We start from the raw sequence: 20,498 nt of genomic DNA, 5'->3' as shown, positions 1-20,498 counted from the left end.
AAACGGGAAAAGCTCACAATTTATGGACAGCGGGATTCCCAAGGGGATTTTTCGTGACATAGATCACATTTTGATTTGGCGACATGGGTAATCTGGAGGTGAAGACACAAGCAAGACGACCCGAAGGGGGCCATTATGAAAATCGAAATGACCAGTAAAATCATCGACATCACCCCAGCCATCCGCGAGCGCATTGAATCCCGTTTTGAAAAGCTCGAGCGTCTTCAGGTGCCTCTTATCACACCCCATGTGATCATCTCCAAAGAGCGTTTGATGTATATCGTCGAAGCCACTATCGGCATTCCCAACGGCAAACTGTTTGCGCAGGCAGAGCACGAGGATCTCTATGCCGCCATCACGGACCTGGGCCAGAAGCTGGAACGCCAGCTCAACCGTCACACGGAAAAACCCATCGCCCGTCGTGCCGCCGGCAAGGAAGTGCCTCAACCGGACGAAGCAGACGCCTGACAAGGTTCACCACTCATAAAGCAAAAGGCGGGTTATCCCGCCTTTTTGCATTCTACCGTGCCGTCACCCCAGCCAGCGCAGCCTGGCATCCACCCCTTGCGCAAGCTCATCGAGCAGCGGCAGCATCATCAGCGGAACTTCCTCCCTGGGGTCAGCGCCCATAGGTCGGGCCTGCCATCGCTCGCGACCCAGTGCCGAGAGGTTGTCGTACACCGCGGGATCCAGCGCGGGCGTTCGGCTCACCAGTGGCGGGGAGCGCAGCGCCAGCCAGAGTCTCACATCCGTCATGCACCCGCCCTGTTGCAGACGTTCGTTGAGGCTGGTGGCATCGCTCTCTTCCACCCCGCCTTGCAGGGACGCCCGGGGCATCAGACCGAAACGAGAGCGCCAATCCAGCTCACCCGACGCAGGCTTGGGCGGGGCATCAAACCAGGGCTGCTCTTCCACTGCATCAGTCAGCAGCGCCAGATGCAGCCTGAAGTCGGCACGGTCCCCCGCACGGAGATCCTGGTTGAGCCGTTGGCCCAACTGGGCCTCATCCACGAGCAAGCGGTCACGAATCGCACTGGGCAGCATGAGATAAATCTTGGAAATGAAGGTTTCATTGCTTATCGGCCATCAACCCGATCCTTTAAGCATTAAAAATCCCGGCAGAGGGGTTCACAAGCGCGACAGATCTGTTAGTATGCGCCTCGCACTTGGGGAGGGGTTCCCGAGCGGCCAAAGGGATCAGACTGTAAATCTGACGGCTCTGCCTTCGAAGGTTCGAATCCTTCTCCCTCCACCATTCAAGTGCGCACAATCAGGTCATGCCCCGTGGAGGGGTTCCCGAGCGGCCAAAGGGATCAGACTGTAAATCTGACGGCTCTGCCTTCGAAGGTTCGAATCCTTCTCCCTCCACCATATTTCAGAGAACCAGGCCTTGTGCCGGGTTTTCGCTTTTCTGCCTTCCACAAATCCCCTTCTTCTACAAAAAAACGGGAGGCCAGGCCTCCCGTCAATATATGCACGCTCTCACCCCGAACCTGCTGGCGACAGCTGTCATCAGCAGGTCGGGCAGGGGGGAATAAGCGTCCCCCCAGGCATCTGTCTTGTCATCCGCGCCCCTTACAGGGTGAAGCGATAGAAGATATCCACCGCCTGGGCCATCCCGCTCATGGCCTGCAGATAGAGCCTTGGCATCAGCTCGTAGCGCAGCTTGAATTCGGCGATGGGGCTGAACACCCCGACCCCGTACTGGAACTGCAAGCCGGGCAGCAGGTAGGCCGACAGGGTCACCTGGGTGTCATCGCCACTGCCTGCGGTATCGAGGGCCACGTCGCTCATGCCGAGGGACTCCCCGATGCTGGAGACCACGCCGCTCGCCTGGCTCACGGCCCCCGCCACCAGCAGGCCGTTGAAGCCGCCATCCTCGCCGCTGGTCTGCAATCCCTTGCCCCGCAACAGATAGGAGAGCTGTTCGGACTGCGCCATCTGCGGTTCGGAATAGACAGTGATCTTCGGCTTGGCGGCCGGCCCCGTCACCCGCACCCCGACGGTCACGTTGTCCTCGATGGTGTCCGGATCCCGATAGGTCTCGATGTTGAGATAGGGCTGATCGATGGGACCGGAGAAGAGGATCCACCCCTCCTTGATGATGAGGTTCTGGCCATAGGCCTTGAAGCGCCCGTCCCTGAGCTCCAGTTGCCCGTTGCCCGAGAGCGGCTTGGAGGGATCCTGGCGAATGTTGAGGGCCCCTCCCACCTTGGTCTTGAGTCCCATGGCTTCAAGGCGGACGTCGTCCCCGAGCCGGATGGCGAGCCTGATCTCCATGGGCAGCGGTGCTGCCTTGGGGACCGGCGGCAGATCGTCGTAGATGACGGTGACGTCATCGGAGACCGCTACCGCGCTGTCTGGCAGGCTCTTGACCAGGATGCGCGACCAGGGGATGTCCACCTGACCGGTCACCCTGGTCTCCTCCCCGAGAGAGATGGCGATGTCAGGTGTCACCCTGACCCGGCCCATGCCCGGGTACTGGGCTTCCAACTCCTTGCCCTGAATGGTGAGGCTGCCGGTCACCGGCTGCTGGGCCCAGCTCAGCCAGCCCCCCAGCACCAGGGGGCCCTTGCCCACCATCATGGAGCCGTCGAGTTCGGCCCGGTTGCCATCTATCTTGAGGCGGGTCACCAGCTTGGAGAGGGTCACCATGTCGGAGTGGGTCTGAACCTCCCCCTCCTTCAGGTTCAGCTCGCCATACAGCAGGGGGGCAGCCAGGGTGCCGTCGAAGCGGGCATCCGCCGAGATGACCCCTTGCAGGGAGCGCACTTCGGGAATGAGGGGCGCAAAGGTCGCCAGCTTCAGATCGTCAAACCTGAGTTGACCGCCGAGGTTGCCGCGGCCGGCGGGATCCCGGATCAGCAGATCGGTGTCGATGTTGCCGATCTGCTCGGAAGCGAAATCGACCCGGATGGCGGCCTGCTGGCGCTCGAAATCGATCCCAAGCTCGAGGCGCTGGTAGTCGGTCTTGAGTTCGTCGGCGACGAAGGTCCCAGGCGTGGTACGCACGGTGGCGTGCAGGGTCGGCTGGTTGCCGCGCCAGCTGGCGCGCCCGTCGGCCGACAGCACCGCCTGCCAGCGGAAATTGTCCGGCAACCAGGGGCGCAGCCGCTTGAGATCAAATTCGTTCAGGGCAAATTCCAGATTGCCCTGGGACTGGGCTATCCGGCTCCCCTTGACGCAGAGACTGGCCTTCTGGGACGCGAGGCAGAGATCCCCCATGGTTAGCTGCTGTTTCGGCAGATCCAGGTCCAGAGACCAGGGGGCGGTCAGCGCCCAGCGCTTGAGGGGGGTCTTGAGCTTCAGCTCGGCAAGGGCGCCACGCCAGTGGTCACCGCGCAGGCTGCCATTCAGGCTGAGGTCTGCCGCCAGGGGATCCCCCTTCATGGTCAAGGTGAGCCCGTGGCGATCGAGATCGCCGCTCAGGTTCAGGGCGATTTGCGAGAGCTTGGTCTCCCCCTGCGCCAGGCTCGCCACCGTCACCGCCACCTCACCGGCGGGCTTCTCCCCGACCAGGGCGTTGGCCTTGATGACGGTCTCCTTGAGGACGGTGCCCGCGTAGGCGAGTCGGCCCGACACCAGATCGGCATTCACGCGCGGCGCCTGCTGGTTGCCGGTGACGCGCACCTGGCCCTTGATGTCCCCTCCCAGACCCGGATAGATGCCCCCAAGCTTGGGCGCATCCAGAGCCGCATCCAGCTTCCAGGCCTGGGTCGTGAGCGAGCCTTTGGCCTGCAGCCGGTTGGGGCCGCTTTGCAGCGCCAGGGCCGGGATGGTCCACTCCATCTTGTCGTTGCCGCTGAGCCTGCCCTGCAAGGCCAGAGGATACTGGTTGAGCTTGCCATCCACCTTGAGCTCGGGCAGGGCCAGCTGCCAGTGGCCCGCCTCATCCAGATCGAAACGGCTGGTGATCTTGCCCGCCAGTGCCCCCTTGATCTCGGGCACCAGCTCCGCCGGGTTGATCCCCTTGAATTCGGTCGTCCCCTGCCACTGGACCCCCTTGCTCCAGGCCAGCTTGCCGTCGAGCTTGAGCTCCCCCTTGAGGGCCCCCAGCAGCAGCTCGATACGGCTCAGCTGGTTGAGATCCCCCTTGCCCGAGAGGGCCACCTTGAAGGGGGGCACATCGGTCCCCTTGCCGGCGGTGTTGAGCGCAAACTGGTAACCGGAGAGCTTGCCCTTGGCGCTCAGGGTACCCTTGTCCAGCCGATAGCTGGGCTCATCCTTGGCAGGCTTGTGCAGGGGCCAGGAGAGGCTCTTCCAGTCCAGCGCCAGATCGAAGGGCAGATCCGGGTCGAGGGCCGCAAGGGATCCTTTGAGATTGGCGCCCACCGGCCCCTTGGCCTTGAGTGCCAGCCCAAGCTTGCCCACAGAACCGTCCAGGACGAGATTGACCTGCTCCCCCTTGAGCTCCCCGTCCAGCAGCCCTTGACGCGCCTTGGCATCCAGAGTCAGGGCGAGGGGGTAATCCTCGTGCAGGCGCACCTGACCACTCAAGGCCAGATCTGCCATGGCATGGCGCAAGGAGAGCTCCCGGATGTCGATGCGCTCCTCCTCGGCGGTGGCCGACAGCAAGAGGTTGTCGAGCCCCTCCACCAGCTCACCTTGCTGATAGCGAAACGCCGTGACCTGTAATCCTTCCAGCTGGATGGGGAAAGGCAGGCGCACGGCCGGCAGCACCATGGGCTCGGGCTTGCTTGCGGCCTGCGTCTTGTCACCGGGGGCAGCCTTGCCCTCGCCGACCGCCAGGGTGGCGCTTTTCTCATCCGCCGGTTTGGCGCCCTTGTCACTGGCCGCCTCCACCGGGGACGGTGCCAGCACCACGTTCAGGCCATCGAGCACGGGGCCGCGCACGATGAGCCCGGCGCGATCCAGGGCGGCGCCAATGTCCAGATCCTTGAGGGTGATCGTCACACCGGGCACCGCCACATCGAGATCGGCAACCTTGAGGCTGTCGACCTGGATTTTGAGCGGCAACGGATGCCAGACGAAGGGCTCCGACGGCTCTTCCGGCACCGGCTCGGACTCCGCCACCCGGACCATGGGGCGAGTCACCGCCAGAGACTTGATCCAGAGCTTGCCCTGCAGGAGCTTGCCCAGATCCCAGTCCAGCACGGCCCGCTCCACGGTGACATCCACCAGCTCGTCCTGCCAGCCAACCCCTTCGAAGGTCCAGCCATACCCGAGTTGCCCCGCCACCAGCTCCCCCTTGAGGGAGGGCAGCGCGGCTCTGGCCTGTTGCCACAGCCACTTGTTGCCCTGATGGGTGAAGCCCAGCAGGCTGACGCCGATGAGCAGCAGGAAGAAGAGGCCCATGAGCCACAAGAAAATGCGTTTTACCCAGATCACGATGCAGACCCCTGCAAGGAAAGCAGCCGCAGCGGCCAGAAAAGAGAAAGAAGAGGATGTGCGCCTGGTTGCCGGGTCATAGTTCCGGCCCCAGCGCGAAGTGCAGCCGCAGCGGCTTGTCCTCCTCGGAGATGCCCACCGCCAGATCGAGCCTGACCTGACCGATGGGGGTGACCCAGCGCACCCCGACCCCGGTGCCTATCTTCCAGGCCTCGCTGTAGTCGACGGTGGCGGTCCCGGCGTCCACGAACAGGGCGCCGAGCCACTTCTCGCTGAAGCGGTAGTTGTACTCCAGGCTGCCGACGCTGGTGTAGCGTCCGCCGGTCAGCTTGCCATCGTCCCCCCGTGGCGAAATGGTCTCGTAACCGTAGCCCCGGACCGTCTGATCGCCGCCGGTGAAGAAGCGCAGGGAGGGGGGGACCAGGGAGAAATCATCCCCGACGATGGCCCCCTGTTCGGCCCGCATCAGGAAACGGTGATCTTCGCCCAGGGTGCGCAGCCACTTGCTGCGCCCCCACACCCGCATGAAGCTGATGTCGGACCCCCAATAGGGACTCGAGAACTCCATCGTCAGTTGCTGGCGATCCCCCCAATCCGGCACCAGACCGCCGCGCACCCGCAGCCGTGACCAGGAGACACCGGGGATCAGCAGCAGGCTGTTCCCCTCGTCCTGACCCTGGACGTAGCGCTCGTTCTCCAGGCGCACAAAGACGTCCCTGTCCCAGCTCTCCGGTCGGCGTGTCCAGCGGTGCACCCCGAAGGTGGCCAGATCGGAGCGGGTATCGTTGTTGTCGGTGTATTGATAGCCCGCCTGCAGGGAGTAGTAATCCCGTAGCGGGTTGCCCACCGGGATCTGGTAGTCGAAGCTGAGCTCCGCTTCCGGCGCCGAGATCTTGGCGGTGCTGGAGAGGCGGTGACCATAGCGGTTCACCCAGGGTTTCTCCCAGGTGGCACTCAGGCGCGGCCCCACGTCCGTGGCATAACCGATACCGGTCTCAATCTCGTGATCGACCCGGTTGGAGAGGGTCACCTGCACCGGCACCCGGTTGCCCTCGGCCTGGCTGATCAGGGGTTTGATGTCCACCTGCTTGAACAGCTTGGTGGAGGAGACATCCTGGGACATCTCCGCCAGACGGATCGCCAGATAGGGGTCGCCGCTCTTGATGTTGATGAGCGGGCGGATCAGGTGCAGTGCCTCCGGCGTCGCGTCATAGCGGATCTCGCCGAAATGGTAACGCGGGCCAGAGCGAAACAGGATGTAGATCTCCGCCTTGCCCTGTTCCGGGAAAACCTTGACCTGGCTCTTGCTGATCTTGGCGTCAAAATAGCCGCGGGCCAGCCCCAGACTGCCGAGATCCGCCTTGATGGATTCATATTTGCCGTGGTTGAGGGGATCTCCCTCCTTCAGGGGCAGCTTGTCCAGCAGCTCGCTGTACACCTCGTCGCTCCCCGCATCCCCTTCCAGCAGGATGTCGAGGCGCGAGATGATCACGGGTTCCCCCCGCTCAATCTCGATCACCACCTTGGCGGGCGTCTTCTTGTCGCGGTTCAGGGTGATCTTGGGCTGGTAGTAGCCATAGACCTGCAGCGCCTTCTGTACGCTCTCGGTGATCTTGGCGCGGGCGGGGCGGTACTGGCGTTCCTGATAGACGGGCAGGGCGTTGAGGTAGGCCTCGACGTTGTCTTTCTGCTCTCCCCTGACCCCCTTGATCTGGTAGGTCAACTTGGCCGCCATGACGGGCATCGCCATCAGCCAGAGAGCGAGGGCAAGCAGCAAGAGACCGGGCCCGGGGCGACGGGATCGCCCGGATGAAGTGCTCCCGGTGAGAAAAGTAGGATAGCATCCTGTCAAACGTCATTTTCCCCGAATAACATGATTTAAAGATTGTGTTATTTAGTACGATACCGAGACTCATCCCGGGCGAGTGCCGCTCATCCTAGCATAATCGCGACGGCGAAATCCCACGCTCGGGGCCCCTTTGCGTGCCGCTCTGCCGCCCCCGGTGCGGGGATCGCTTCGGCCCTGCAAGGAGCCAGCCGGGTGTGAGGAGCCAAACTGCGCACAATCCGGGCAAGGGGTGAACAAAACGCCACCACCTGCCCCGCCACGCCGGATCTCCCCTGGCGGCCTTGGGCTGGCAGCAGGGTCCGGTTCTTCGCGACAACCCTTGTCGGACACCCCGCATCCGGCGGGTTTCGTCAACCCGTCCCCCTCGACTTGCTCCGTGCCCTCTTCCCCGCCCTGCCTGCTATTGAACAGGAAAATAAGTTTAAATCAATCACTTGAATAGATGGCACTAAAGCTTCGTTCAATTCAATCGATTTATCCCGCTGCCCCTGCGCTCCTGCCTGTCCCACACTGATCCCAATCATCGCAGGAGAGACCCCATGCACCTACGTAGCGAACAACTGGCTGACTACATCGCCGACCGACTCGAGTTCATCACCTTCCTGGCCTGCTGCAGCGCCCTGCTGGCCCTGCTGACCGGCATGAACGGCCAGCAGGCTCTCGCCTTCACCGCGCTCAATCTGCCCTTTGGCCTGGCCCTGCTGCTGGGCATGGCCCTGCTCGCCCCCCTGCCTGTCCACTGGCGCCTGCCCGGCATAGTCCTGCTGCTGGTGAGCGCAGCCCTGGCCACCCTGCAGATGGGGGGCAACTGGCTCAATCCCCTGGCCATCTGGAGCCTCTATGCCCTGCTGGGGCTGGAGATCCTCTGGCAATCCCGGGCCAGGGTCCCCCTGGCCACCGGCCCCCGGAGCCGGGTCTCGCGCCCGAGGGGCTGACGCGGAGGCGCAATTGCAGTAATCTTGCGCCCCCTTTCCCCTCGCCGAGGAGCATTCCGATGAAAAAAGCCTGTGCCCAGCACATTCTGGTCAAGACCGAGAAACAGTGTCTGGAGATCAAGGAGAAGCTCGCCAAGGGCGCCGACTTCAGCCAGATGGCCAAGCGTTTCTCCACCTGCCCTTCCGGCAAGCGTGGCGGCGATCTGGGGGAGTTCTCCAAGGGGGACATGGTCAAGTCCTTCGACGATGCCGTGTTCAAGGGGGAGTTGCTGACCGTGCTGGGGCCGGTGCGCACCAAGTTCGGCTTCCACCTGATCAAAGTTTTATATCGGAGTTGAGTGAAAAAGAGCTGGCGTATACGCCAGCTCTTTTTCTTGCTACTCAGCAACACCAATAAAGTCATTCAATAAAGGACCAAGCTCATCATCCTCAAGTATGCACCAACTGAGAAATGCGCTGTAGGGTGCTGACGGTTTAACTAAGGAAGGTGCGAATAAGCGGGGAAATTCTTCTCGGCTGACTCAGTCATTTCATTTCTTCATGTTTGAGCCGATTTTTTCTCCCGTAAATGCCTTGAATCAGCCTATTTAGACCGTTTCTTCGCCATTTAAGGCGTTATCCCCAGTTTTTAGTGAGATCTCTCCCACTGACGTATCATTTGGTCCGCCCGAAACAGGTTGGCCAGCGTGAATAACATCGCCAGTTGGTTATCGTTTTTCAGCAACCCCTTGTATCTGGCTTTCACGAAGCCGAACTGTCGCTTGATGATGCGAAATGGGTGCTCCACCTTGGCCCGGATGCTGGCTTTCATGTATTCGATGTTGATGGCCGTTTTGTTCTTGCGTGGATGCTGTTTCAAGGTTCTTACCTTGCCGGGGCGCTCGGCGATCAGCCAGTCCACATCCACCTCGGCCAGCTCCTCGCGCTGTGGCGCCCCTTGGTAGCCGGCATCGGCTGAGACAAATTGCTCCTCTCCATGCAGCAGATTACCCAGCTGATTGAGGTCATGCTCGTTGGCCGCGGTGGTGACTAGGCTGTGGGTCAGGCCACTCTTGGCATCGACACCAATGTGGGCCTTCATGCCAAAGTGCCACTGATTGCCTTTCTTGGTCTGATGCATCTGCGGATCGCGTTGCTGCTCTTTGTTCTTGGTCGAGCTGGGAGCCTCAATGATGGTGGCATCGACCAAGGTGCCTTGAGTCATCATGACGCCTGCTTCGGCCAGCCAGCGATTGATGGTCTTGAACAATTGGCGGGCCAGTTGATGCTGCTCCAGCAGGTGGCGGAAATTCATGATGGTGGTGCGGTCCGGCAAGGCGCTATCCAGGGATAACCGGGCAAACAGACGCATGGAGGCGATTTCGTACAGAGCATCTTCCATCGCGCCATCGCTCAGGTTGTACCAATGCTGCATGCAGTGAATGCGGAGCATGGTTTCCAGCGGATAAGGTCGCCGGCCATTACCAGCCTTGGGATAAAACGGCTCGATGACTTCCACCATGTTTTGCCATGGCAGAATCTGCTCCATGCGGGACAAGAAAATCTCTTTTCTGGTCTGACGGCGCTTACTGCTGAATTCACTGTCGGCGAAGGTGAGCTGATGACTCATGATGAACCCTTTTTCATGGCTCCAGATGACAAACATGATCTCATATCAGGGACTTGTTCGCACCTTCCCTAAGGAAGGTGCGAATAAGCGGGGAAATTCTTCTCGGCTGACTCAGTCATTTCATTTTTTCAGTTTGAGCCGATCTTTTCTCCCGTAAATGCCTTGAATCAGCCTATTTAGACCGTTTCTTCGCCATTTAAGGCGTTATTCCCAGTTTTTAGTGAGATCTCTCCCACTGACGTATCATTTGGTCCGCCCGAAACAGGTTGGCCAGCGTGAATAACATCGCCAGTTGGTTATCGTTTTTCAGCAACCCCTTGTATCTGGCTTTCACGAAGCCGAACTGTCGCTTGATGATGCGAAACGGGTGCTCCACCTTGGCCCGGATGCTGGCTTTCATGTATTCGATGTTGATGGCCGTTTTGTTCTTGCGTGGATGCTGTTTCAAGGTTCTTACCTTGCCGGGGCGCTCGGCGATCAGCCAGTCCACATCCACCTCGGCCAGCTCCTCGCGCTGTGGCGCCCCTTGGTAGCCGGCATCGGCTGAGACAAATTGCTCCTCTCCATGCAGCAGATTACCCAGCTGATTGAGGTCATGCTCGTTGGCCGCGGTGGTGACTAGGCTGTGGGTCAGGCCACTCTTGGCATCGACACCAATGTGGGCCTTCATGCCAAAGTGCCACTGATTGCCTTTCTTGGTCTGATGCATCTGCGGATCGCGTTGCTGCTCTTTGTTCTTGGTCGAGCTGGGAGCCTCAATGATGGTGGCATCGACCAAGGTGCCTTGAGTCATCATGACGCCTGCTTCGGCCAGCCAGCGATTGATGGTCTTGAACAATTGGCGGGCCAGTTGATGCTGCTCCAGCAGGTGGCGGAAATTCATGATGGTGGTGCGGTCCGGCAAGGCGCTATCCAGGGATAACCGGGCAAACAGACGCATGGAGGCGATTTCGTACAGAGCATCTTCCATCGCGCCATCGCTCAGGTTGTACCAATGCTGCATGCAGTGAATGCGTAGCATGGTTTCCAGCGGATAAGGTCGCCGGCCATTACCAGCCTTGGGATAAAACGGCTCGATGACTTCCACCATGTTTTGCCATGGCAGAATCTGCTCCATGCGGGACAAGAAAATCTCTTTTCTGGTCTGACGGCGCTTACTGCTGAATTCACTGTCGGCGAAGGTGAGCTGATGACTCATGATGAACCCTTTTTCATGGCTCCAGATGACAAACATGATCTCATATCAGGGACTTGTTCGCACCTTCCCTAGCGCAGCTGAAGCCGGACCGGCGCGCCGACACAGCCCACGCAGGTTTGCTGGCGCCCCACTCCCAGAACCGCCCCCCACCCGGGGCGGCAAAAAACCGAAGCATCACGATAATTTACTAACGTTATCAGGCAATTAAGTTTATCCTTCTGGGCATAGTTCCATCCTGACCCGTGGATCCCTCATATGCACAGCTCTTTGTGGTGGCCGCTGCTGACCTGGCTATTGCCCCTTTGCGGGGCCCTTGGCAGCCGCGCCCATCTCTGGCCCTGGTGGCTCGGCTTCATCCTCTGTCTCCCCAGCGCCCTCCTCAGCCTCGTGCTGCTGCTGCGCCTGCCCTGGCGCTATCGCCGCACCACCAACCTCTGGCCGGATATCTGGGGCATTGCTCCCCTGCTGCTGCCCCTGCTGTTTCTCGTCCAGGCGCTGCGCTCTCCCCTCACCAACGACGTCAGCACGGATCCCTACCATCCGCCACGGCTCCAGTGGGCCGAGCAGCTCAGAAGCCCGGAGGATCTCCCGGTCTCCCCCCCGCCCCTGCAAGTATTTCCAGGCAACCCCGGTCCTCTCTATACCCGGGCATCCCCGGTCGAAGTGCTCGCGGAAGCCGAGGAACTGATGACGGAGCTGGGCTGGCAGGTTCGCCCGGGCAGCGAGGGTATCGATGCCGTCGTCACCACCGGCTGGTTCGGGTTTCAGGATGACGTGGCCCTGCGGGTCTTTGCCGGGCCCAAAGAGACCCGTATCGACATGCGCTCCGCCTCGCGCCAGGGGCGCAGCGATCTGGGGGTCAACCGGGCACGGATCATCGATTTCCTGAATCGGTTGAACGAGCGTCTGGGCGGGGCCTACAAGCCCAAGATGGAGAAGCTCAAAGAGGAACAAGATGCGCATTGAGGTCAAACCGGACCGGGCCTACGCCTGGTTCATCCGCCCCTTCTTCTGGCTGCAGAAACGCAACTACGGTCAGGTGCTGATCCCGGGCAAGTGCTGGGGGCGCTCCCCCAGGCTGTTCGCCGCGGTCGCCACCCTCTACGGCGTCATCAACCGCAAGCGCTCCCCCATCGACCCCGTGCTGCGCTCCCTGGTGACGGTGCGGGTCTCCCAGCTCAACTGGTGTCGTTTCTGTGTCGACATCAACGCCATGACCCTCGTCAAGCGGGCAGGCTCCAGCGACAAGGTGGAGGCGCTAGCCCGGTGGCGCGACAGCCCCTTGTTCGACGAGCGGGAGCGGGCCGTGCTGGACTATGCCGAGGCCATGACCGGGCTGGATGGCGTGAGCGACGAGCAGGCCGCCCGCCTCAAGCCCTGGTTCGATGACGACGCCCTGGTGGAGCTCACCGGCCTCATCGCCTTCCAGAACATGTCCGCCAAGTTCAATGCCGCTCTCGACATCGCTCCCCAGGGGTTCTGCCAGTTGCCGGTGCAACCCGAGCGCCACCTCGACAAGGGGCAGGGATGAACCGGGCACGCCTGCTGCTGTTGCTGGCGATGGGGGCCCTGTTCGGCACCTTCTTTGCCCTCGACCTTGACCACTATCTGAGCCTCACCCAGTTGCAGGCTCATCAGGCGCGCCTGGCCCTTTGGGTCGACCGCCATGTTGTCGCAGCCAGCCTGCTGTTTTTGGTGATCTATGTGCTCACCACCGCCCTCTCCCTACCGGGGGCGGCCCTGCTCACCCTGGCGGGCAGCGCCGTCTTCGGCATCCTGTGGGGGCTCTTGCTGGTCTCCTTTGCCAGCTCCCTCGGCGCCACCCTGGCCTTTCTCAGCGCCCGCTTCCTGCTGCGGGACTGGGTCGAGACGCGCTTTGGCGACAAGCTGACGAGCGTTCAGGCCGGCATGCAAAAGGAGGGGGCCTTCTATCTGCTGAGCCTGCGCCTCATCCCCCTCTTCCCCTTCTTTCTGGTCAACCTGGTGATGGGGCTCACCCCCATCAGAGTCAGCACCTACTACTGGGTCAGCCAGCTCGGCATGCTTCCGGGCACCCTCGTCTACGTGCTGGCGGGGAGCGAGCTGGCTACCCTCACCAGCACAGGCAACCTCTTCTCCCCCGGCCTGCTGGCCGCCCTGACCCTGCTCGGCCTGATGCCCTGGCTGATGCGTGCCTTGCAGCGCCGTCTCGCCCTCTACCGATTGCACGCCCCCTACCGCAAGCCGGCGCGCTTTGACTACAACCTGCTGGTGATAGGTGCCGGCGCCGGAGGCCTGGTCACCAGCTACATCGCCGCCGCGGTGAAAGCCAGAGTGGCCCTCATCGAGCAGCACAGGATGGGAGGGGATTGCCTCCATACCGGCTGCGTCCCCTCCAAGGCGCTGATCCGAAGCGCCCGCTTCGCCTTTGAACAGCGCAAGGCCGGGGAGCTTGGTTTTACCCCGAGCCAGAGCAGCGCCGACTTCGCCGCCGTGATGGCGCGGGTCGCCCGGGTCATCGAGGAGGTCGAACCCCACGACTCGGTGGCGCGCTATGAAGGACTTGGGGTGGAGTGCATCCAGGGGCGGGCGCGAGTCACCTCCCCCTGGGAGGTGGAGGTCAACGGCAAGCGCCTGACCAGCCGTCATATCGTGATCGCCACCGGCGCCCGCCCCCGGTTACCCGCACTGCCGGGGCTGGACAGGGTTCCCTACCTCACCTCCGACACTATCTGGCAGCGACTGCGCGAGCCCCCCCGCCATCTGCTGGTGCTGGGAGGGGGCCCCATCGGCTGCGAGCTGGCCCAGAGCCTGGCCCTGCTCGGTATCCCCGTCACCCTGGTGGAGCAAGGCCCTCAGCTGCTGCCCCGGGAAGATAGGGACGTCGCCGGGGCCCTGGCCGCCCAGCTGGAGCACGACGGCGTCACCCTGCACCTCGGCTGGCAGGCTACCTCGGCCGAGTATATGGACGGTAAAGGCACCAACCTGCCCATCCGGCTGCACCTGCGCCGGGGGGACGAGACGCTGGTGGTTGAGGGGGACCAGCTGCTGCTGGCCCTTGGCCGGGAGGCCAACGTGAGCGGTTTCGGGCTGGAGGCGCTGGGGGTTGAACTGGCCCCCGGCGGCACCCTGGCCATCGACAGCTTCCTCGCCACCAACTACCCCAGCATCCTGGCGGTGGGGGACGTTGCCGGCCCCTACCAGTTCACCCATTTTGCCGCCCATCAGGCCTGGTATGCCGCCATCAACGCCCTCTTTGGCCAGTTCAGGCGCTTTCGGGCAGACTACAGGGTCATGCCGGCGGCCACCTATACCAGTCCGGAGATAGCCAGGGTCGGCCTCAACCAGAAAGAGGCTCGGGCCCGAGGCATCCCCTTCGAGTCGACCCGCTTCGAGATGGCCGAGCTGGACAGAGCCATCGCTGACGGCGAGTCAGGGGGCTTTGTCGAGGTGCTGACGGTGCCGGGCCGTGACAGGATACTCGGGGCCACCATAGTGGGTGCTCACGCCGGCGAGCGGATCGCCGAGTTTGCCCTCGCCATGCGCCACCGCCTGGGACTTGGCAAGATCCTCGCCACCGTTCACCCCTACCCCACCCTGATGGAGGGGAACAAGTACGTGGCTGGCGCCTGGCGCCGTGCCCGCCAGCCCGGGCGCCTGCTGGCGCTGCTGGCCCGTTATCACCGCTGGCGCCGCGGCGCCTGACTCTGACGAGGCAACCATCATGTTCACGACCCGACTTCGCGCCCTGCTCCGTCCCCTGATGGCCGCTGTCCCCCTGCTGCTGACCTCCCCGCTCCACGCCAATGACGCGTCGTGGCAGCAGACCCTGCTGGCCGCCAGGGGGCAGACCGTCTACTTCAACGCCTGGGGGGGCAGCCCCGAGATCAACGCCTACCTGGTGTGGGCCAGGCAGGAGATCGCTCGCCAGTACCAGGTCGAGCTGGTGCAGGTGAAGGTGGATGACATCGCCCAGAGCGTGAGCCAGTTGCTGGCCGGCAAGCAGGCTGGCAAGACGTCGAACGGCCCCATCGACCTGCTCTGGGTCAACGGCGAGAACTTCAAGGCGCTCAAGGAGCAGGGCCTGCTGGGGGCCCCCTTTACCGACGAGCTGCCCAACATGGCCCTGGTGGACACCGCCCTGCCGGTGAGTGAAGACTTCACCGTGCCGGTCGAGGGGCTGGAGGCCCCCTGGGGCATAGGCCAGCTCAATCTGATGGTGGATGGCGACCAGGTAGACGTTCCTCCCACCTCGGCGGCCGCCCTGCTGGCCTGGACCAAGGCTCACCCCGGCCGCTTCACCTACCCCAAGCCTCCCCAGTTTCACGGCTCTAGCTTTCTCAAGCAGATCCTGCTGGAGCTGACACCAGATCCGGCGCCCCTCTATCGGGAGGCGACCGATGCCGACTTCCTTCGCATCACCGCCCCGCTCTGGGCCTGGCTCGACCAGCTTCACCCCGCGCTCTGGCGAAAGGGCAGGCTCTTCCCCACCGGCGCCGCCGAAACCAGGCAGTTGCTCGATGACGGCGAGCTGGCCATGGCCATCAGCTTCAACCCGGGGGAAGCCCAGAGTTCGGTGCAAAACGGCACCCTGCCCCCCACCGTCCAGGCCATCGCCATGGAAAAAGGGGCGCTCACCAACAGCCATTTCCTCGCCATCCCCTTCAATGCCTCCGCCCGGGCCGGGGCCAAGGTGGTGGTCAACTTCCTGCTGAGCCCCGCCGCCCAGGCACGCAAGAGCGACCCCGCCTTCTGGGGGGATCCCAGCGTGCTGCGCCAGGAGGCGCTGCCAGGCCAGACCCGTCCGGCATTGCGCTTCAAGGGAGTGGCAGAGCCCCACCCCAGCTGGCAGACCCGGCTGGAAGCGGCCTGGGCCGAGCGCTACGGCCACTGATCCATCATGCAGGCGCGCGCCCCTCTTCTCCTCCTGCTGCCCTTTTTGATGCTGGGGATCCCGCTCGCCGGGGGCCTGCTGTTGCTGGTCATCGAGGGGCTCTCCCCCGCCAATCTATCCCTCTTGCTCCCCCAGCCCGGACTCTGGCACTCCGCAGGGTTGAGCCTCTGGGTGGCGGGGGCCTCCACCCTGGGGGCCCTCGGCGCCACCGCCCTGCTGCTCGCCCAGGGGGACGGGCGTCCCTGGATGCGCTGGCTGCGCCGCCTGCTCTCCCCCCTGCTGGCGCTTCCCCACGTCGCCTTTGCCATCGGCATCGCCTTTCTGATCGCTCCCTCCGGCTGGCTGCTGCGCCTCGTCGCCCCCCTGCTTGACCTCACCCATCAGCCCCCGGACTGGCAAACCCTCAAGGATCCCTGGGGGCTTGGCCTCATCGTGGTGCTCATCCTCAAGGAGACCCCCTTCCTGCTGCTGATGGCGCTGGCGGCACTGGATCCCGCCAAGGTGGCGCGCCAGCAGTGGCTGGGGGCCTGCCTCGGCTTCAGCGCCCCCCGGATCTGGTGGCGCCTGCTGCTGCCCGCCCTCTGGCCCGCCCTGCGACTGCCCTTCTACGCGGTCGCCGCCTATGGCCTGGCGGTAGTGGATCTCGCCCTGCTGCTGGGGCCGGATGCCCCGCCGCCCCTGGCGGTGCGACTCTGGCTCTGGTATCAGGATGCCGACCCCGCCTGGCGCGGCGCCAGTGCCAGCGGCGCCCTCTTGCTGCTCGCCCTCAACCTGCTGCTGCTTGGCGCCCTCAGGCTGCTGGAGCGGACCCACCTCACCCTCGGCAAGGCACGCTGGCTGGATGGGCGACGCGCCCCCGCCTCGCCCTGGCCCGCATTCATTGCCCGCATCGGCGTGTGGGGGCTGCTCCTGACCAATCTGCTGGTGCTCGCCGCCCTGCTGCTCTGGTCCCTGACCCGGCGCTGGTCCTTTCCCGCCCTCTGGCCGAGTGAATGGAGTAGCCACCACTGGCTGGCTCTGCTGCCGAGCCTGGGCCCGCTGCTGTGGCAGAGTCTGTGGCTGGCCCTGCTCTGCGCCGCGCTCTCCCTGCTGCTGGCGGTGCTTTGCCTCGAGGCGTTGCCTGCACGCCGCGCCACTCGCACCCTCTGGCTTGTCTGCCTGCCTCTGCTGCTGCCCCAGGCCAGCCTGCTGTTTGGATTGCGCCTTCAGACCGACGGGCTGGGATTCACTGGCATAGGCCCTGGCTGGGTACTCTGGAGCCAGTTGATCTTCGTCTTTCCATACGTCTATCTCTGCCTGCACGGCCCCTATCGCCAGTTCGACGAGCGCCTCACCCGGGTGGCCCTCACGCTCGGGGCCAGCCCCTGGGGGGCCTGGTGGCGAGTCAAGGGTCCCCTGCTCGCCCGTCCCCTGCTGTTCGCCTTCGGTGTCGGGGCGGCGGTGAGCCTGGCCCAATACCTGCCGACCCTGCTGTTCGGCGGCGGGCGGGTCGTCACCATCACCACGGAGGCGGTGGCCATCGGCAGCGGCCTCAACCGGCGGCTGGCGGGGCTCTACGGCCTGCTGCAACTGCTGCTGCCCCTTTTCATCTATGCCCTGGCGCTCTGGCTGCCGCGGCGCATCAACCCCGCCCTGAGGCCCTGACCCGATGCTGCACACCTCCGCACTCACCCTCTTCCTCAACGGTGCCCCCCTGCTGACGCTCCCCCCCCTCAGGGTTGCCCCGGGCGAGGTGCTCACCCTGATGGGACCGAGCGGCTGTGGCAAGAGCTCCCTGCTGGCTGCGCTAGCGGGAGTGCTGCCACCCGGGGGCCCATCCGGCTGACCGGGGACATCCTGCTCGGCACACATCGCCTCACCCCGCTGCCCCCCCAGGAGAGGGGGGTCGGCATCCTGTTTCAGGATGACCTGCTGTTTGCCCACCTGACGGTGGCAGAAAATCTGATGTTCGGCATGCCGGCGCATCTCAAGGGGATGGCTGCAAGGCAGACCCGGGCCCGCGAGGCGCTGGCCGAGGTCGGGCTGAAGGCTCAGGCGGACAAGCTGCCAGGGGCGCTCTCCGGCGGCCAGAAAGCCCGCGTCAGCCTGCTGCGTGCCCTGCTGGCCGAGCCCAGGGCATTGCTGCTGGACGAGCCCTTCTCCCGCCTCGACAAGCCGCTGCGGGCGGCATTCAGAACCCTGGTGTTCGAGCGCCTGCGCACGCAGGCCATCCCCGCCCTGCTGGTGACCCACGACGAAGAGGATGCACCGGGCACCATCTTGCAACTGATCCCCCCAGCCAGCCCCGAAGAGGAGCACCACCTTGTTTGATCGCCACCTGATCCCGGTTATCCGCCGCCCCCTCACCGCACTCGCCCGCCCCCTGTGCCGGGCCGGGGTGAGCGCCAACCAGGTGAGTCTCGCCGGCTTTCTCATCGGCATGCTGGCGCCGCCGCTGCTGGCCTTTGGCTGCTATCAGTGGGCGTTGGCGGCGATTCTGCTCAACCGGCTGCTGGACGGGCTGGATGGCGCCGTGGCGCGGGATACGGGCATCACCGACTGCGGCGGGTTTCTCGACATCACGCTGGATTTCATCTTCTACGCCGCCGTGGTGCTGGGCTTTGCCCTTGCCGACCCGGCCAACGCCCTGGCCGCCGCCACCCTGCTGTTCGCCTTCATGGGCACGGGATCGAGCTTTCTGGCCTTTGCCATCATGGCGGGCAAACGGGGCATCGAGAGCCCCGTCTACCACCACAAATCCCTCTACTATCTGGGCGGGCTCACCGAGGGGAGCGAAACCATCGCCCTCTTCGTGATCATGTGCCTCTGGCCCGCCGCCTTCGTGCCACTGGCCTACGGTTTCGCCCTGCTCTGTGCCATCACGACCCTGACCCGGATCTGGAGCGGCTACCACACCCTGCGCTGACGGGATCCCGGGGGGCACGCTGGCACGGAGCACTTGCGCCTGCACGCCAATGTTTTACCATGACGGCACTCTTTTTCAGGCTCACGAGAACCCTATGCGTCGCCTTGTCTGTGTCCTCTCCCTGTTTCCCCTGATCTACGGCTGCAGCAGCACGCCGGCGCCCAAGCCCGTGGTCAAACCCCAACCCAACAGCGCCTTCATCAACCAGACGCCGCCGAGCAAACCCTTCTACGGGCAGGTGAGCCAGCCCGGGGTCAGCAAGGGGGACTTCGCCAATCGTTCCAACGTGGACAACTTCGTGCAGCGGATGGTGCAAAAGCACGGCTTCGACAGCGCCGAGCTGCACCGGGTACTGGCCCAGGCCGAGCGTTATGACTGGATCATCAAGCTGATGGACGCCCAAGCCCCCACCACCAGGCCGCCCACCGGTCCGACCGGCGCCTGGAATCGCTACCGCGCCAAGTTCATCACCCCGGACAACGTGCAGAACGGCGTCAACTTCTGGCGTGAATACGAGAGTGAACTCAACCGGGCGCAGCAGATCTACGGGGTGCCACCCGAGATCATCGTCGGCATCATCGGGGTGGAAACCCGCTGGGGTCGGGTGATGGGCAAGACCCGCATTCTCGACGCCCTGGCGACCCTGGCATTTGACTACCCGCGCCGCGCCGACTTCTTCACCGGCGAGCTGGAAGCCTTCCTGGTGATGACCCGGGATGAGGGGATGGATCCCACCGAACCCAAGGGCTCCTATGCCGGGGCCATGGGCTACGGCCAGTTCATGCCGTCGAGTTTTCGCAACTACGCGGTGGACTTCAACGGCAACGGCCACACCAACCTGTGGGATCCGGTGGATGCCATCGGCAGCGTGGCCAACTACTTCAAGGCCCACGGCTGGGAGAAAGGGCAGCCGGTGGCAGTACGCGGCCAGGGACAGCTGCCGGGCTATGAGCACGGCTTCCAGACCCGCTACCCGGTAGCCACCCTGCGCGGTGCCGGGTTGACCCCAACCGGATCCCTTGGCAATCACAAGGAGGCGAGCCTGCTGCGTCTGGATGTCGGCACCGGTTACCAGTACTGGTACGGCTTGCCGAACTTCTACGCCATCACCCGCTACAACCACAGCACCCACTACGCCATGGCGGTATGGCAGCTTGGCCTTGCCGTCAGGGATGCCAGAGGCGGCTACTGAGTCAGCCTCAATGCCAACGAAAACGGGCCCGCAGGCCCGTTTTTTTTATTCGTTTTCCAGCAGCCAGCGTTTGAGCAGGGCGGCCAGCTGCTCCTGTTCGACCAGGCTCAATGGGGCCAGCAGGCGGCGCTCGTTCGCCACGTGCTGTTCCACCGCATGGTCAACCAGCTCCCGCCCCGGCTCCGTCAGGCAGACCAGCAGGCTGCGCCTGTCATCCGGGGAGGCTTCACGTCTTATCAGGCCACGCTGCTCCAGCTTGTCGAGCCGGGCTGTCATGGCACCTGAACTCAGCATGGCGGACTGGTAGAGCGCGGTCGGAGTCAGCGGCTCACCGGCCCGACGCAGGGTAGCCAGGATATCGAAATCAGACCCCAGCAGACCGCACTCCTTGAGGGTCTCGCTCACTTCGCGCCCGGCGATCGCCGCCATGCGCGCCACCCGCCCCAGCACCCCCATGGGGGAGCAGTCGAGGTCCGGGCGCTGCCGGGCCCACTGGGCCAGCAGTTGATCTACATGATCACTCTCCATTCGGGCTCCATTATCTTCACATGAAGATACTTGATAATAAACCAACTCGCGGCTAATGTA

At 63.6% G+C, this 20,498-nt stretch carries 16 protein-coding genes, 2 tRNA genes and 1 pseudogene; 13 read left to right on the top strand and 6 right to left on the bottom strand.

Going from position 1 to position 20,498, the window contains the following annotated elements:
- The first annotated feature begins 135 nt into the window (after positions 1–135).
- Positions 136–468 carry a ribosome hibernation-promoting factor, HPF/YfiA family gene (gene hpf, locus C2U47_RS17945; RefSeq protein WP_010674126.1) on the top strand — a complete coding sequence of 111 codons (333 nt, stop codon included), beginning with the start codon at positions 136–138 and terminating at the stop codon, positions 466–468.
- A gap of 63 nt (positions 469–531) precedes the next feature.
- Here hpf and C2U47_RS17940 read toward each other — a convergent pair whose 3' ends face one another.
- Positions 532–1,044: a VC2046/SO_2500 family protein gene (locus tag C2U47_RS17940; protein WP_010674125.1), complete on the bottom strand. Its 513-nt coding sequence runs from the start codon at positions 1,042–1,044 to the stop codon at positions 532–534.
- Positions 1,045–1,170: 126 nt separating this feature from the next.
- On the opposite strand from C2U47_RS17940, the gene C2U47_RS17935 reads away from it, so the two are divergent.
- Both C2U47_RS17935 and C2U47_RS17930 read left to right on the top strand, forming a co-directional pair.
- A tRNA-Tyr gene (locus C2U47_RS17935) sits at positions 1,171–1,255 on the top strand.
- A 31-nt stretch (positions 1,256–1,286) separates the two neighbouring features.
- Positions 1,287–1,371, top strand: a tRNA-Tyr gene (locus tag C2U47_RS17930).
- A gap of 204 nt (positions 1,372–1,575) precedes the next feature.
- Here C2U47_RS17930 and tamB read toward each other — a convergent pair.
- Complete coding sequence (tamB, locus tag C2U47_RS17925) at positions 1,576–5,349, bottom strand: autotransporter assembly complex protein TamB (protein ID WP_029314254.1); 3,774 nt, start codon at positions 5,347–5,349, stop codon at positions 1,576–1,578.
- Between the two features lie 76 nt (positions 5,350–5,425).
- Complete coding sequence (gene tamA, locus C2U47_RS17920; RefSeq protein WP_029314252.1) at positions 5,426–7,201, bottom strand: autotransporter assembly complex protein TamA; 1,776 nt, start codon at positions 7,199–7,201, stop codon at positions 5,426–5,428.
- A 536-nt stretch (positions 7,202–7,737) separates the two neighbouring features.
- Between tamA and C2U47_RS17915 the strand changes: the two genes are divergently transcribed.
- The gene (locus C2U47_RS17915; RefSeq protein ID WP_010674121.1) at positions 7,738–8,133 is read left to right on the top strand and encodes a hypothetical protein; all 396 of its coding nucleotides are present in this window, start codon (positions 7,738–7,740) and stop codon (positions 8,131–8,133) included.
- Between the two features lie 59 nt (positions 8,134–8,192).
- On the top strand, positions 8,193–8,471 hold the full coding sequence (locus C2U47_RS17910) for a peptidylprolyl isomerase (RefSeq protein ID WP_010674120.1): 279 nt from the start codon (positions 8,193–8,195) through the stop codon (positions 8,469–8,471).
- A 290-nt stretch (positions 8,472–8,761) separates the two neighbouring features.
- Here the strand turns inward: C2U47_RS17910 and C2U47_RS17905 are convergent, their stop codons facing one another.
- The gene (locus C2U47_RS17905) at positions 8,762–9,742 is read right to left on the bottom strand and encodes an IS5-like element IS5 family transposase (protein ID WP_026141915.1); all 981 of its coding nucleotides are present in this window, start codon (positions 9,740–9,742) and stop codon (positions 8,762–8,764) included.
- A gap of 217 nt (positions 9,743–9,959) precedes the next feature.
- Positions 9,960–10,940, bottom strand: a complete 981-nt coding sequence (locus tag C2U47_RS17900; protein WP_026141915.1) for an IS5-like element IS5 family transposase — start codon at positions 10,938–10,940, stop codon at positions 9,960–9,962.
- A 255-nt stretch (positions 10,941–11,195) separates the two neighbouring features.
- On the opposite strand from C2U47_RS17900, the gene C2U47_RS17890 reads away from it, so the two are divergent.
- The 8 genes and pseudogenes from C2U47_RS17890 to mltB all read left to right on the top strand — a co-directional run bounded on the left by C2U47_RS17890 (position 11,196) and on the right by mltB (position 19,910).
- Positions 11,196–11,906 (top strand): DUF1499 domain-containing protein, encoded by a 711-nt coding sequence (locus C2U47_RS17890; protein WP_010674119.1) that lies wholly within the window; start codon positions 11,196–11,198, stop codon positions 11,904–11,906.
- Entirely contained in the window at positions 11,896–12,471 is a 576-nt protein-coding gene (locus tag C2U47_RS17885) for a carboxymuconolactone decarboxylase family protein (RefSeq protein ID WP_010674118.1), read from the top strand. Before C2U47_RS17890 ends, C2U47_RS17885 begins: the two co-directional genes overlap by 11 nt.
- Positions 12,468–14,624, top strand: a complete 2,157-nt coding sequence (locus C2U47_RS17880; protein ID WP_010674117.1) for an FAD-dependent oxidoreductase — start codon at positions 12,468–12,470, stop codon at positions 14,622–14,624. The genes C2U47_RS17885 and C2U47_RS17880 overlap by 4 nt, the downstream gene beginning before the upstream one ends.
- A 19-nt stretch (positions 14,625–14,643) precedes the next feature.
- The gene (locus tag C2U47_RS17875) at positions 14,644–15,813 is read left to right on the top strand and encodes an ABC transporter substrate-binding protein (protein WP_010674116.1); all 1,170 of its coding nucleotides are present in this window, start codon (positions 14,644–14,646) and stop codon (positions 15,811–15,813) included.
- A 6-nt stretch (positions 15,814–15,819) separates the two neighbouring features.
- Positions 15,820–17,457 carry an ABC transporter permease gene (locus tag C2U47_RS17870; protein ID WP_010674115.1) on the top strand — a complete coding sequence of 546 codons (1,638 nt, stop codon included), beginning with the start codon at positions 15,820–15,822 and terminating at the stop codon, positions 17,455–17,457.
- 4 nt (positions 17,458–17,461) lie between these two features.
- Positions 17,462–18,123: pseudogene (locus tag C2U47_RS17865) on the top strand (ATP-binding cassette domain-containing protein).
- A complete protein-coding gene (locus tag C2U47_RS17860; RefSeq protein WP_010674113.1) occupies positions 18,116–18,718 on the top strand; it encodes a CDP-alcohol phosphatidyltransferase family protein in 603 nt (200 codons plus the stop codon). The pseudogene C2U47_RS17865 and the gene C2U47_RS17860 overlap by 8 nt, the downstream one beginning before the upstream one ends.
- Before the next feature lie 94 nt (positions 18,719–18,812).
- Positions 18,813–19,910, top strand: coding sequence for a lytic murein transglycosylase B (gene mltB / locus C2U47_RS17855; protein ID WP_010674112.1), 1,098 nt, complete (start codon positions 18,813–18,815; stop codon positions 19,908–19,910).
- 45 nt (positions 19,911–19,955) lie between these two features.
- On the opposite strand, the gene C2U47_RS17850 is transcribed toward mltB, so the two are convergent.
- Complete coding sequence (locus C2U47_RS17850; RefSeq protein ID WP_010674111.1) at positions 19,956–20,438, bottom strand: MarR family winged helix-turn-helix transcriptional regulator; 483 nt, start codon at positions 20,436–20,438, stop codon at positions 19,956–19,958.
- Positions 20,439–20,498 lie beyond the last annotated feature (60 nt).

The organism is Aeromonas sp. ASNIH7 (assembly GCF_002903485.1).
Taxonomy (GTDB): domain Bacteria; phylum Pseudomonadota; class Gammaproteobacteria; order Enterobacterales; family Aeromonadaceae; genus Aeromonas; species Aeromonas caviae.
The sequence above is the reverse complement of the archived record's forward strand: the minus strand, read 5'-3'. Positions and strand labels throughout refer to the sequence as shown.